This window comes from Enterobacter sp. MGH 24, from assembly GCF_000493015.1.
GTDB lineage: Bacteria > Pseudomonadota > Gammaproteobacteria > Enterobacterales > Enterobacteriaceae > Enterobacter.
The window spans coordinates 2,287,849-2,301,787 of sequence record NZ_KI535657.1 but is presented as its reverse complement, the minus strand read 5'-3'; the positions used below and the strand labels follow the sequence as shown (position 1 = coordinate 2,301,787).

General features: G+C 54.0%; 11 protein-coding genes. All 11 read right to left on the bottom strand.

Features of this window, described 5'->3' with window-relative positions:
* Positions 1 to 39 precede the first annotated feature (39 nt).
* The 11 genes from accA to cdsA all read right to left on the bottom strand — a co-directional run bounded on the left by accA (position 40) and on the right by cdsA (position 13,938).
* Entirely contained in the window at positions 40 to 999 is a 960-nt protein-coding gene (gene accA / locus L370_RS11030; protein WP_023334581.1) for an acetyl-CoA carboxylase carboxyl transferase subunit alpha, read from the bottom strand.
* A gap of 12 nt (positions 1,000 to 1,011) precedes the next feature.
* Entirely contained in the window at positions 1,012 to 4,494 is a 3,483-nt protein-coding gene (dnaE, locus tag L370_RS11035) for a DNA polymerase III subunit alpha (RefSeq protein ID WP_023334580.1), read from the bottom strand.
* Between the two features lie 38 nt (positions 4,495 to 4,532).
* The gene (gene rnhB / locus L370_RS11040; RefSeq protein ID WP_023334579.1) at positions 4,533 to 5,129 is read right to left on the bottom strand and encodes a ribonuclease HII; all 597 of its coding nucleotides are present in this window, start codon (positions 5,127 to 5,129) and stop codon (positions 4,533 to 4,535) included.
* Complete coding sequence (gene lpxB, locus L370_RS11045; RefSeq protein WP_023334578.1) at positions 5,126 to 6,274, bottom strand: lipid-A-disaccharide synthase; 1,149 nt, start codon at positions 6,272 to 6,274, stop codon at positions 5,126 to 5,128. The genes rnhB and lpxB overlap by 4 nt, the downstream gene beginning before the upstream one ends.
* Positions 6,274 to 7,062, bottom strand: a complete 789-nt coding sequence (lpxA, locus tag L370_RS11050; RefSeq protein WP_023310462.1) for an acyl-ACP--UDP-N-acetylglucosamine O-acyltransferase — start codon at positions 7,060 to 7,062, stop codon at positions 6,274 to 6,276. The genes lpxB and lpxA overlap by 1 nt, the downstream gene beginning before the upstream one ends.
* Before the next feature lie 3 nt (positions 7,063 to 7,065).
* Positions 7,066 to 7,521, bottom strand: coding sequence for a 3-hydroxyacyl-ACP dehydratase FabZ (gene fabZ, locus L370_RS11055; protein WP_010426706.1), 456 nt, complete (start codon positions 7,519 to 7,521; stop codon positions 7,066 to 7,068).
* A gap of 102 nt (positions 7,522 to 7,623) precedes the next feature.
* On the bottom strand, positions 7,624 to 8,649 hold the full coding sequence (lpxD, locus tag L370_RS11060) for a UDP-3-O-(3-hydroxymyristoyl)glucosamine N-acyltransferase (protein ID WP_023334577.1): 1,026 nt from the start codon (positions 8,647 to 8,649) through the stop codon (positions 7,624 to 7,626).
* A gap of 3 nt (positions 8,650 to 8,652) precedes the next feature.
* On the bottom strand, positions 8,653 to 9,147 hold the full coding sequence (skp, locus tag L370_RS11065; protein WP_023334576.1) for a molecular chaperone Skp: 495 nt from the start codon (positions 9,145 to 9,147) through the stop codon (positions 8,653 to 8,655).
* A 122-nt stretch (positions 9,148 to 9,269) separates the two neighbouring features.
* Positions 9,270 to 11,687 (bottom strand): outer membrane protein assembly factor BamA, encoded by a 2,418-nt coding sequence (gene bamA / locus L370_RS11070; RefSeq protein WP_023334575.1) that lies wholly within the window; start codon positions 11,685 to 11,687, stop codon positions 9,270 to 9,272.
* A 29-nt stretch (positions 11,688 to 11,716) separates the two neighbouring features.
* Positions 11,717 to 13,069: a sigma E protease regulator RseP gene (gene rseP, locus L370_RS11075; RefSeq protein WP_023310458.1), complete on the bottom strand. Its 1,353-nt coding sequence runs from the start codon at positions 13,067 to 13,069 to the stop codon at positions 11,717 to 11,719.
* A gap of 11 nt (positions 13,070 to 13,080) precedes the next feature.
* The gene (gene cdsA, locus L370_RS11080) at positions 13,081 to 13,938 is read right to left on the bottom strand and encodes a phosphatidate cytidylyltransferase (RefSeq protein ID WP_023310457.1); all 858 of its coding nucleotides are present in this window, start codon (positions 13,936 to 13,938) and stop codon (positions 13,081 to 13,083) included.
* Position 13,939 lies beyond the last annotated feature (1 nt).

Here is a 13,939-nt window from a genome sequence, read left to right as displayed (position 1 = left end):
AGCCGCAACAGTGTGCGGCTTTTCAGATAATTGTGAAGCTTACGCGTAACCGTAGGTCATCAGACGCTGGTAACGGCGGTTGAGCAGATCGTCTTTGCTCAGCGCGTCCAGATCCGCCAGGTCAGCCAGCAGCTGCGCTTTCAGAGAAGCCGCCATCGCTTCCGGCTTACGATGCGCACCGCCCAGCGGTTCCGGGATGATGGAGTCGATCAGCTTAAGCTCTTTCAGGCGTGGCGCAATGATGCCCATTGCTTCTGCTGCCAGCGGCGCTTTGTCGGCGCTTTTCCACAGAATGGACGCACAGCCTTCCGGGGAGATAACGGAATAGGTGCTGTACTGCAGCATATTCACTTTATCGCCCACGCCAATCGCCAGCGCACCGCCGGAACCACCCTCACCGATAACGGTACAGATAACCGGCACCTTCAGACGAGACATCTCGCGCAGGTTGCGCGCGATGGCTTCAGACTGACCGCGCTCTTCCGCGCCCACGCCTGGGTATGCACCCGGGGTGTCGATGAAGGTGATGATTGGCATGTTGAAACGCTCAGCCATCTCCATCAGACGCAGGGCTTTACGGTAGCCTTCTGGTGCTGGCATACCAAAGTTACGACGGATTTTCTCTTTGGTTTCACGACCTTTCTGATGACCAATGATCATCACCGGGCGTCCGTCCAGACGCGCGATACCGCCAACGATAGCTTTATCGTCAGCATATGCGCGATCGCCTGCCAGTTCGTCAAATTCGTCAAACGCCAGGCGGACATAATCCAGGGTGTACGGACGCTGTGGATGGCGAGCCAGCTGGGCCACCTGCCATGCGCCGAGATCGGCAAAGATTTTGCGCGTCAGCTCTACGCTTTTCTCGCGCAGACGATGCACTTCTTCGTCGATGTTAATATCCAGTTTTTCATCCTGACGGCTTACCGCTGTCAGAGAATCGATTTTCGCTTCCAGCTCAGCAATCGGCTGTTCGAAATCAAGGAAATTCAGACTCATAGTATTCCTGTATTAGTCAAACTCCAGTTCCACCTGCTCCGAACCAATGAGGCCACGGAGATCGTTCAGTAAACGATCGCTCGGAGAGACACGCCACGTTGCACCAAAGCGCAACCGCGCACGTGCATCCGCCCTCTGATAGTAGAGATGTACTGGAATTGTCCCCGAGCGGTGGGGTTCCAGAGACTGACGGAGTCGGTTTAAAAGCTGGTCATCAATTTGCCTGTCCGTCAGCGAGATAGCAAGCCCGCGAGCATATTTTTCCCGGGCTTCGTCAATGTCCATCACTTCGCGGGCGGTCATTTTAAGCCCCCCACTGAAGTCATCAAAGCTGACCTGTCCGCTGACGATAAGTATGCGGTCTTTTTCCAGCAATTGCTGGTATTTATCCAGCGCGTCGGTGAACAACATCACCTCCAGACGCCCGGAACGGTCATCCAGCGTACAGATGCCGATACGATTGCCGCGCTTGGTGACCATAACCCTTGCGGCAATCACGAGCCCCGCAGCCGTGGTGATTTTACCACGTTCTGTCGGATGCATGTCTTTAAGCCTGTGGCCGCCGACATAGCGCTCAATTTCTTTGATGTACTGGTTGATCGGGTGCCCCGTCAGGTACAAGCCTAACGTCTCACGCTCCCCATCCAGTACCACCTGTTCTGGCCACGGCTGGCAGTTGGAATAAGACTGCTCGATCTGCTCTGGCTCTTCCGCCAGCACCCCGAACATATCCGCCTGACCAATGGCTTCCGCTTTTGCATGCTGATCCGCCGCTTTCAGCGCATCGCCGAGGGAATTCATCAGCGCGGCGCGGTGCGGCCCCAGCCTGTCAAACGCGCCTGACATGATCAGTTTTTCCAGCACGCGACGGTTCAGTTTTTTGGTGTCGGTACGGGCGCAAAGATCGAACAGCTCGCGGAAATACCCGCCGTTGTTACGCGCTTCGATGATCGCCTCGATCGGACCTTCGCCCACGCCTTTGATCGCGCCGATCCCGTAAACGATCTCTCCGTCGTCGTTAACGTGGAAGTGGTAAAGCCCTGAGTTAATATCCGGCGGCAGGATCTTAAGGCCCATGCGCCAGCACTCGTCCACCAGGCCAACCACCTTCTCGGTGTTGTCCATATCGGCCGTCATTACCGCCGCCATAAATTCAGCAGGATAGTGCGCTTTCAGCCACAGCGTTTGATACGACACCAAAGCATAGGCGGCGGAGTGGGATTTGTTAAATCCGTACCCGGCGAATTTCTCCACCAGGTCGAAGATTTTCATCGCCAGCTCGCCGTCAACGCCGTTTTTCTTTGCCCCGTCTTCAAAGATGGAACGCTGCTTAGCCATCTCTTCCGGCTTTTTCTTACCCATCGCACGACGCAGCATGTCCGCGCCGCCGAGCGTATAGCCGGAAAGCACCTGAGCAATCTGCATGACCTGTTCCTGATACAGGATAATGCCGTAGGTTGGTTCCAGTACCGGCTTCAGGCTTTCATGCTGCCACTGAACGTCCGGGTAAGAAATCTCTTCGCGACCGTGCTTACGGTCGATAAAGTTATCTACCATCCCTGACTGCAGCGGGCCCGGACGGAACAGGGCGACCAGTGCGATCATATCTTCGAAGCAGTCGGGCTGCAGACGCTTAATCAGATCTTTCATGCCGCGGGATTCAAGCTGGAAGACGGCTGTCGTCTCCGAGCGCTGCAGCATGTCGAAACTTTTCTTGTCATCCAGCGGGATGGCGGCAATGTCTATCGGCTCAAGACCCTGCTTTTCCCGGCGCGGGTTGATCATCTTCAGCGCCCAGTCGATGATCGTCAGCGTACGCAGGCCGAGGAAGTCAAACTTCACCAGCCCGGCGTATTCCACGTCGTTCTTATCAAACTGAGTAACCGGATGCTCACCCGCTTCATCGCAGTAGAGCGGCGCGAAGTCGGTAATTTTGGTCGGGGCGATAACCACGCCCCCCGCATGCTTGCCGGCGTTACGCGTGACGCCTTCCAGCTTGCGCGCCATGTCTATCAGCGCTTTCACTTCTTCGTCAGCTTCGTAGATTTCCGGCAGCTGAGGCTCAGCTTCAAACGCTTTTGCCAGCGTCATGCCCGGATCGGGCGGCACCAGCTTAGAAATACGATCGACAAACCCGTACGGGTGGCCCAGCACGCGGCCGACGTCGCGGATAACCGCCTTCGCCGCCATCGTACCGAACGTAATAATCTGCGATACCGCATCACGGCCGTACATATCGGCGACGTGCTCGATCACCTGGTCGCGTTTCTCCATGCAGAAGTCGACGTCAAAGTCGGGCATGGAAACACGTTCCGGGTTAAGGAAACGTTCGAACAGCAGGTCGAACTCCAGCGGATCGAGGTCGGTAATTTTCAGCGCATACGCCACAAGCGAGCCTGCACCGGAGCCACGTCCCGGTCCAACCGGTACGCCGTTATCCTTCGACCACTGGATAAACTCCATTACGATCAGGAAGTAGCCCGGGAAGCCCATCTGGTTGATTACCTGGAGTTCAATATCCAGGCGCTCATCGTACGGCGGCCGCTTCTCTTTGCGAACGGCCTCATCCGGGAACAGGAATTCCAGACGCTCTTCCAGACCTTCTTTTGATTTCACGACCAGGAAATCTTCCGTGGTCATATCACCCGTCGGGAACTGCGGCAGGAAGTATTCGCCGAGGCGGACGGTAACGTTACAGCGCTTGGCGATTTCTACGCTGTTTTCCAGCGCTTCAGGGATATCGGAGAAGAGTTCACACATCTCCTCCTCGCTGCGCATGTACTGTTGAGCGGAGTAATTACGCGGTCGTTTCGGATCGTCGAGCGTGAAGCCATCGTGGATCGCCACACGAATTTCGTGGGCGTCAAAATCTCCCGGCTCGAGGAACCGCACATCGTTTGTCGCGACAACAGGCAGACCGCGTTCTTCCGCAAGTGCGACCGCCGCATGCAGATAGTTCTCTTCGTCCTGACGACCGGTGCGGATCAACTCCAGATAATAACGATCCGGGAAATACTCTTCATAGAACGAAACGCATTGATCCACCAGCGCGCTATTGCCGCGCAGCAGGCATTTACCGACATCGCCCATACGGCCACCGGAGATCAGCAGCAGCCCTTCGTTCAGCTCAGCCAGCCAGTCCCTGTCAATCCACGGGCCCAGCGCACCATATCCGCGCTGATAGGCTTTTGAGATAAGCAGAGTAAGGTTTTGATAGCCCGTGTTGTTCATCGCCAGCACGGAGATTTGCGTCATTTCATCGCCGATGAGATCGCTCTGCACATGAAAATCCGCCCCGACGATGGGCTTTATCCCCGCGCCGTGCGCCGTTCCGTAGAACTTCACCAGGCCACACAGGTTGGTAAAATCGGTGATCGCCAGCGCGGGCATGCCAAGGGAGGCCGCCTTTTTTACCAGCGGCCCGGTCTTCGCCAGCCCATCGATCATGGAGTAGTCGCTATGCACCCGCAGGTGTACGAAACGTGGTTCAGCCATCTTCAGATTCCGCGTTACTTAATTGCTTGCGTATTGATTCAGGACACCCGTCCCAGCGCGCGCTTCACCGGGCCGAAACTGCGCCGGTGGTGTTCGGTTGCGCCATGTTCAGCCAGCCTTTCCAGGTGGAAAGGTGTGGGATACCCCTTATGCTGGGCGAAACCATACTGAGGATAAGTGAGGTCCAGCGCGGCCATTTCGGCATCGCGCGTCACTTTGGCAATAATAGAAGCTGCGCTAATTTCTGCGACCCGGCTATCGCCTTTGACGACCGCCATTGCAGGCATGGGCAATGCAGGACAGCGGTTGCCGTCAATCAGAACATATTCCGGGGAAATTTTCAGACCCGCTACCGCACGCTGCATCGCCAGCATCGTGGCATGCAAAATATTCAGCTCGTCTATTTCATGCGGTTCAGCGCGCCCCAGGCTCCAGGCCAGCGCCTTCTCCTGAATCTCACCAAACAGCGCCAGCCGGCGCTTTTCAGACAATTTTTTTGAGTCGTTCAGCCCGATAATCGGGCGGGCCGGATCGAGGATCACCGCGGCGGTCACCACGGCCCCGACCAACGGGCCACGACCTACTTCGTCCACGCCCGCCACAAGGCGAGTGTGAGGATAAACAAATTCCATCATTTTGCTAACTCCAGCACCGCATCAGCCGCTTGCTCATCAGCATTACAGCGGATCAGTTGATGCAGTTCGCGGAAGGTATCGTGCATCTGGTGGCTGGTCTTGCCGTTGGCGAGCAGCGGCAGCAGTGCATCGGCAAGCGCCTGCGGCTGGCACTCATCCTGCAGCAACTCTTTCACCAGCTCGCGCCCGGCAAGCAGGTTTGGCAGGGAGACATAATCCGTTTTCACCAGACGTTTTGCCAGCCAGAATGTGAACGGCTTCATGCGATAACCGACCACCATCGGGCATTTCGCCAGCATACATTCCAGCGCCGCCGTACCGGAGGCTAAAAGCGCGGCATCACTCGCATACATCGCTTCCCGTCCTTTACCGTCCAGAAGACGGACGTGAAGATCCGGGGCAACTTCCGCTTTGATGCGCTCAAACTGCTCGCGGCGTTTGGCATTCACCAGCGGAACAACCACTTCAAGGTCAGGATAGGTCTGGCGAAGAATTTGCGCTGTTTTAAGGAAATCGGCGCTCAGCATCTCCACTTCTGCGCCACGGCTGCCTGGCAGCAGTGCCAGACAGTGCACATCATGCGGGATGCCCAGCGCGTCGCGCGCCGCGTTTTTATCCGGATCCAATGGCATCGCATCCGCCATGGTATGACCGATAAAACGGCACGGAACATTAAATCTGTCGTAAAACGCTTTTTCGAAAGGCAGAAAAGCCAGCACCAGGTTGGTGGACCGTCCAATTTTGAAAACGCGTTTCTGTCGCCACGCCCAGACGGACGGACTGACGTAGTGAATGGTTTTTATGCCCTGCTTTTTCAGATTCCCTTCGAGGGTAATGTTGAAATCAGGTGCATCAATACCGACAAACACATCGGGTTTAAGTTCGGTAAAGCGGCGGGTGAGATCGGCACGGATGTGCAGCAAACGGCGTAGCCGTCCCAGCACCTCAACGATGCCCATCACGGCGAGCTCTTCCATTTCATACCAGGCTTCACAGCCTTCCGCCTGCATCAGCGGGCCAGCAACGCCGACAAAGCGAGCATTGGGTACACGCGCCTTAAGCGCGCGGATGAGACCGGCACCAAGAATATCGCCGGAGGTTTCTCCGGCGACCAGGGCTATCGTAAGCGGACGACTGTCGACCATTAACGAATCAGACCCCTTGTTGAACGGTCAAAGAATTCCATGAACGCGTTCACTTCCGGGTGCTTATTCGCCAGCTCGGCAATTTCCGGCTTCGCCTCTTCCAGCGTTTTACCGCTACGGTACAGCAGTTTGTACGCGTTGCGGATGGCAGTAATCGCTTCGCGACTAAAACCACGACGCTTGAGACCTTCGATGTTCACGCCAAACGGCGTGGCATGGTTGCCCTGCGCAATCACATACGGTGGAACGTCCTGCGCCACACCGGAGCATCCGCCAACCATCACGTGCGCACCAATGATGCAGAACTGATGGACTGCGGTCATGCCGCCAATAATGGCGAAGTCATCAACCGATACGTGTCCTGCCAGCGTTGCATTGTTGGCAAGAATACAGCGGTCACCCACGGTACAGTCGTGCGCGATATGCGCATTAACCATGAACAGGTTATCGCTGCCCACCTTCGTCAATCCACCACCTTGTACTGTTCCACGATGAATGGTGACGCTTTCGCGAATACGGTTACGATCGCCAATTTCCAGACGGGTCGACTCACCAGCATATTTCAGATCCTGGTTAACTTCGCCGATGGAGGCGAACTGATAGATCTCGTTATTGCAGCCAATGGTCGTGTGACCATTCACGACAACGTGAGATTTCAGTACTGTACCCTCACCAATTTCGACATGGGGTCCAACAATACAAAACGGGCCAATGTGGACGTTAGCGCCAATGATGGCACCGGTTTCCACAATAGCGGTAGGATGAATAAAGGCGGATTTATCAATCACGTATCAGGACTCCCGGCTACGAGCACACATCATCGTCGCTTCGCAAACAACTTTGCCGTCAACCAGCGCTACGCCTTTGAAGCGAGTCAGGCCACGACGCGTTTTTTCAAAAGTGACTTCCATGATCATCTGATCACCAGGCACGACAGGGCGCTTAAAGCGCGCTTCATCAATACCCGCGAAGTAATACAGCTCACCTGGCTCCAGTTTGCCGACGCTTTTAAACGCCAGAATACCGGTAGCCTGAGCCATCGCTTCCAGAATCAACACACCCGGGAAGATAGGCTTACCAGGGAAGTGCCCCTGGAAGAACGGCTCGTTCACGGAAACATTTTTCACTGCGCGCAGAAAACGACCTTCTTCAAAATCCAGCACACGGTCTACCAGCAGAAACGGGTAGCGGTGCGGCAGAAGTTCTAAAATCTCTTCAATATGCAGAGTATGAGTGTCAGTAGTCAAAATACTCTTCCTGTCAAAATGTACTGATAACAATAATAACACGGCCTGCCGGTTTATTAGAAAGCCGACAGGCCGGGAAAAATAGCGTTAAACGGATGACGCTTAATCTTGTTGATCGATTTTGCGCTCAAGAGACTTGAGGCGCTTGCTCATATCATCAATGTTCATCACCAGAGCTGCTGTTTTACGCCATACCTTGTTGGGCTGTAGCGGAATGCCGGAGGAATAGACGCCAGGTTCAGTGATAGGACGCATTACCATGCCCATGCCCGTCACCGTTACCTTGTCGCATATTTCCATATGGCCATTAATCACGCTCGCGCCGCCAATCATGCAATAACGACCAATTTTCAGGCTGCCCGCCATGATGACGCCCCCCGCAACCGCGGTATTGTCGCCAATCACAACGTTATGCGCAATCTGGCACTGGTTATCGATGATAACACCATTGCCAATGATCGTGTCGTCAAGTGCACCACGGTCAATCGTGGTACAGGCGCCGATCTCCACGCGATCGCCAATAATAACGCGACCAAGCTGCGGGATCTTAACCCAGTTACCGCGATCGTTCGCGTAACCAAAGCCATCAGAACCGATCACGGTACTGGACTGGACGAGGCAATTTTCACCGATTTCAACTTCATGATAAACGGACACATTGGCCCATAAACGGGTTCCAGCGCCGATTTTCGTATTTTTCCCAACGAAGCAACCAGGGCCAATAACGACGTTATCGCCCAGCACAACGCCAGATTCGATAACCGCATTTGCGCCAATAGCGACGTTGTTACCCAGCTTAGCCGTCGAGTCAATCGCTGCACTGGCAGCAATGTTCTGCGCCGGCTGCGGCGTGGTATCAAGAATTTGAGCCATGCGTGCATACGTCAGGTAGGGATTTTTCACTACCAGCGCGCTTCCAGTGGCAAAGGGAAGATCGTCCTGCGTCAGAACAACAGCTGACGCCTGGCATTGAGCCAGTTGTTCACGGTACTTAGGGCTTACCATGAAGGTTATCGTGCCAGCTTTAGCAGATTGCATGGACGCAACAGCGGTGATGACGATATCGCCATCACCGTGTAATTCTGCATCCAACTGCTGAGCTAAATCAGCCAGTCGAATTGAAGGCATTACTTATTTAACCTGTTTCAGAACGTCAGCGGTGATGTCTTTAACATCGCTGCTGTTGAAAGCTACGGCGTTCGCATCAACAACCAGATCGATGCTCTGATCGGCAGCCACTGCTTTAACAGCGGTCTGAATGCGAGTCACCAGCTTGCCGCGTTCTTCGTTAGAACGACGCTGACGATCCTGCTCGAAAGCCTGTGCTTTCTGGGAGAACGCCTGGCGCTGAGCCATTACGTCTTTTTCCAGCTTGCTGCGGTCGCTTGCTTTCATGGTAGAACCATCACGCTGCAGACGCTGCATTTTGGACTGAAGATCGTTTTCCATACCCTGCAGTTCGCTTGCACGGCCTTTGAATTCGTTTTCCAGAGTCGCAGAAACACCCGTTTTCTGTGCAACCTGCTGGAACAAATTACCCATGTTGACGATTGCAATTTTGTCTGCTGCCTGAGCAGAAGTTGCCATCGCTAAACCGAGACCTGCAGCTAATAACCACTTTTTCACAATTAACTCCTTACCATCCCATTGGCACCAGAAGGTACCGTTCTTTGCGTGGCAAGGCGACCGTGTTACCGATCGCCAGTTGTCAGCGCTACACTGCCAACGCATTCCATTGCAGCGGATTATTACCAGGTTTTACCAATGTTAAACTGGAATTGCTCCGCTTTGTCTCCATCGTATTTCTTAAACGGCTGGGCGTAAGAGAAGACCAACGGCCCCAGCGGTGACATCCATTGTAATGCGATACCGGCAGACATGCGAATATTGCTCGGATCGCTGTAGTCTGGAACGCCAGCTGCACGCATCTGGGCAGTGTTCTCCCAGTTGGTATCCCACACCGTACCTGCATCCCAGAAGAAGGATGTACGCACGGAGTTTGCGTATTTATCACTGATAAACGGCGTTGGCGTGATGAACTCCAGGCTGGCAACGGCCATGGCGTTACCGCCCACCGCGTCATCAGAGCTACAGACTTCGGATGAAGAAGACTTATTACAGTTATCTTTGTCGTTCCCGCCGTAGTAAACCGCTTTCGGACCAATGTTATTGGACTGGAAACCACGAACGGTGCTGGAGCCACCCGCATAGAAGTTTTCATAGAACGGCAGTTCTTTGCCACCCAAGCCGTCGCCATAGCCCCAACGGGTACGACCCAGAACCACCCACTTATGGTCGTCATCGATTGGGAAGTAGGACGCGGTATCCAGCGTCACCTTATAGAACTCGTTATCGGAACCCGGCACGGTAACTTTACCGTTCAGGTTGACGCGAGAACCTTCCGTTGGGAAGTAACCACGGTCGAGACGGTTATAGGTCCAGCCGTAGTTGAAGGTGAAGTCATCCGCAGCGAAACCGTTGTTATCGCTGTTTTTGCTCGCCGACTGACCGATTGAGTCCAGATAACGCCACATGGCCACCTGCGGTTGCATATTGGACAGGTCGTTATGCACGTAACCTAAGCCCGCACGCAGGGTGTTGTATTCGTTAACCGGGAAGCCAAGCGTACCGTCCACACCATAGCTTTTGTTGGTGTACGAGGACAGATCCGCATCGTCAGCTTTAAAGTCGTTATAGAAAATACGACCGCCCAGGCTCACACCGTCAACGGTGAAGTATGGGTTAGTCACAGATAACTCAGAGTAGGTCTGGTAGTCGTTTTTGGTGCCGTTAATACCGACAGAGTAACCCGTACCCAGCCAGTTATCCTGCTGCACGCCAACCTGGAAGCTGACGCCGCTTTCAGTACCGTAGCCCACACCGAAGTTGAAGCTACCGGTGTTACGCTCTTTAACTTTATAAACGACATCAACCTGATCCGGGCTGCCCGGCACGCGCTGGGTATCGGTATCCACCGTTTCAAAATAGCCCAGACGGTTCAGACGCTCTTTACCCTGATCAACGAGGTCGCTACCCAACCATGCGCCTTCCATCTGACGCATTTCGCGACGCAGAACGGAATCTTTGGAGGTGTCGTTACCGACGAAGCGGATCTTACGCACGTAGAAGCGGTTGCCCGCGTCAACATTCACGTGCAGCTTAACGGTTTTATCCGCATCGTTGATTTCAGGCTGAGTCTGTACGCGCGGATAAGCATAACCATAGCGGCCGAGCAGCTTTTTAATGCTGTCTTCCATTTTGGTTACCTTGGAACCGCTATACAGGTCGCCTGGCTGAATTTTGGTCAGAGATTCGATTTCAGCAGAATGGCCCGCCAGGTTGCCACTCACCTCAACACCCGAAAGCTTATACTGCTCGCCTTCAGTAATGTTGACCGTAATGTAGATCCCTTTCTTGTCCGGCGTCAGGCTTACCTGAGTCGAGTCGATGTTGAAGCGCGCATAGCCACGATCGAGATAGTAGCTGCGCAGGGTTTCAAGATCGCCCGCCAGTTTCTGTTTCTGATATTTGCGATCGCCTACCACGTTCCACCATGGCACTTCATCGCGCAGCTGGAAGGTGGAGATCAGTTCGTCGGTGCTGAACGCGTGGTTGCCGACAATGTTGATCTGCTGGATCTTCGCAGAAACACCTTCCTGGAAGACCAGCTTCAGGTCAACACGGTTACGTGGCAGCGGAGTGACAACAGCTTTCACGCTGGCGCTGTATTTACCGACGCTGTAGTAGAAGTCTTCCAGACCTTTTTCAATGTCTGAAAGGGTTGTGCGGTCCAGGGATTCACCCACACGAACACCGGATGCTTCAAGGTTCTGCTTGAGCATGTCATCTTTCACCGACTTGTTACCGGAGAAAGTGATACTGGCGATCGTTGGACGTTCTTTTACCTGTACCAGGAGCGTATCACCATCGCGCAGAACGCGAACGTCCTCAAAGTTGCCAGTGGCAAACAGAGCACGGATGGTGTTACTGATATCTTCATCATTAACCGTATCGCCGGGGCGTACAGGCATACTGAGGAGGGCCGCACCAACGGCGACACGCTGGAGGCCTTCGAAATGAATGTCTTTCACTACGAACCCGTCAGCACCGTATACGGTGGCGCTGCTAAACAGCAGCGACGCTATGAGCAACTTTTTCATCGCCATCGTTATTATGCGTTCTTCCTAACACTCTCTTACAACCGAGAGAAATCATTGAAAAGTGCAAGCCCCATTAACAGCACCAGCAAAATCGAGCCAATGCGATAACTAAAGTCTTGAACTCGCTCGGATACCGGTCCGCCTTTTAGCTTTTCAATCGCTAAAAACAGCAGATGACCCCCGTCTAAAACGGGAAGCGGGAACAGGTTGATTATCCCAAGGTTCACGCTAATGAGCGCGAGGAACATGAGATAGTAAATCACCCCGAATTCCGCTGACATCCCAGCCCCCTGAGCAATCGAAATTGGCCCACTGAGGTTGTTCAGTTTCACATCACCGGTTATCAATTTCCCCAACATGTTGACCGTCAGCTTCATCAGTTGCCATGTTTTATCCGTGGCTTCAAGGATGGCGCTGAACGGCCCATACTGGCGTATTGTCTTGTACTCATCTGGCAGCGGGATCACTTTTGGCACAACGCCTGCAAACCCTTCTGCCTTTTTGCCGACCGACTTCGTATCCGGGATCAGCGTCAGCGAAAGCGGACTGCCTTGCCTTTCAACTTCCAGCGCGAGAGACGTTCCCGGATTATCGCGCACCAGAGTAACAAAGGTCATCCACTCTGTTAATGGCTGACCATCGACTTTAACGATCCTGTCGCCCGCTTGCAAACCCGCTTTGCTCGCCGCCGAATTTGCCTGTACTTCGGCCAATACCGGCTCGATCTGCGCGCCGCGTGGACGAATACCCAGCGCAGCGACGGGATCTTCTTTGTCTGGCTCGAAACGCCAGTGACGTAAATCGAGTACTTTGTCCTGACGCGTATCTGAACCAAACGGCGATACGCTGATGGTGGTCTGCGGATCGCCGATTTTGGCTACCAGCTGCAGTCGCACGGCATCCCAATCAGGGGTTTCGATGCCATCAATCGCTTTAAGTTCCATCCCGGATGTAATTTGCGCACTCGCCGCGATGGAGTTGGGGGCAATTTCTCCCACCACCGGACGCACGCCAGGGACGCCGATGATAAACACCAGCCAGTAAGCGAAAATCGCAAAGATGAAGTTGGCTACCGGTCCGGCAGCAATGATGGCGGCGCGTTGTCCAACGGTTTTATTGTTGAATGCGCTGTGTCGCAGCTCAGGAGCGACAGGCTCGACGCGTTCGTCGAGCATTTTGACGTAGCCGCCCAGCGGGATAAGGGCGATGACAAATTCCGTGCCGTGACGGTCGGTGCGCGTCCAGAGTGATTTACCAAAACCGATGGAAAACCGCTCCACGCGCACGCCACAGCGGCGAGCAACCCAGAAATGGCCAAATTCATGCACGGTAATCAGTACACCCAGTGCAACAATGAACGCCGCCAGATTCCAGAGAATGCTCAGCATAAAACCTTCCGTTAAATCGTCCCGAATACCAGTAAAAGCAAACACGCAAACACTGGAACAGCCGCCGTCAGGCTATCAATGCGATCCAGTATACCGCCATGCCCTGGAATCAGGTGTCCGCTGTCCTTAATCCCTGCTTCACGCTTAAACATACTTTCGGTTAAATCACCGAGCACGGAGGCAAGCGCAGCAAAAATTGAGCACACCAGCAGTATTGACGGTGCCACTTCAAGATTCGCCCAGACGCCGTAGCCCCAGGAGATGATCGCTGCCGTAAACAGGCCGCCGATGAATCCTTGCCAGGTTTTGCCCGGAGAAACCTTCGGTGCCAGCTTATGTTTGCCAAACAGTTTACCAAACATATAGGCCCCGGAGTCAGCCCCCCAGACCAGAATCATCACATAAAGCAGCCAGATCGCACCGCTGTAGTGGTTTTCGTCGTAGTGCCAGGCGCGCAGCGCAACCATACCCCAGAAAAAAGGAATAATTGTGAGCAAACCAAAAATCAGTCGCAGCACTTTTGAATTACGCCATAACGCCGCGGAACCTGGATAAAAAAGAACCAGCAACAGCGCGGCAACCCACCAGGCCAACGATATCCACAAGGAACCGGCAACCAGGGGCTGATGAATATCATGGTGATATTCAGGCAACGTAAACAGCATTATGGCTAGGATAAAGCCACAAAGTACCGCAAGCCATACTCGCTGAGTGCGCGAGGTAAAGCCGCTAAACTGTCCCCATTCCCACGCGGCGAGCATGCACACCACCAGCGTGACAATAGCGAATCCCACCGGGGGCAGTAAAAACAGCGCCGCAATGACAATGGGTATTAATACAAAAGCGGAAATCAGGCGATACTTCAGCAAA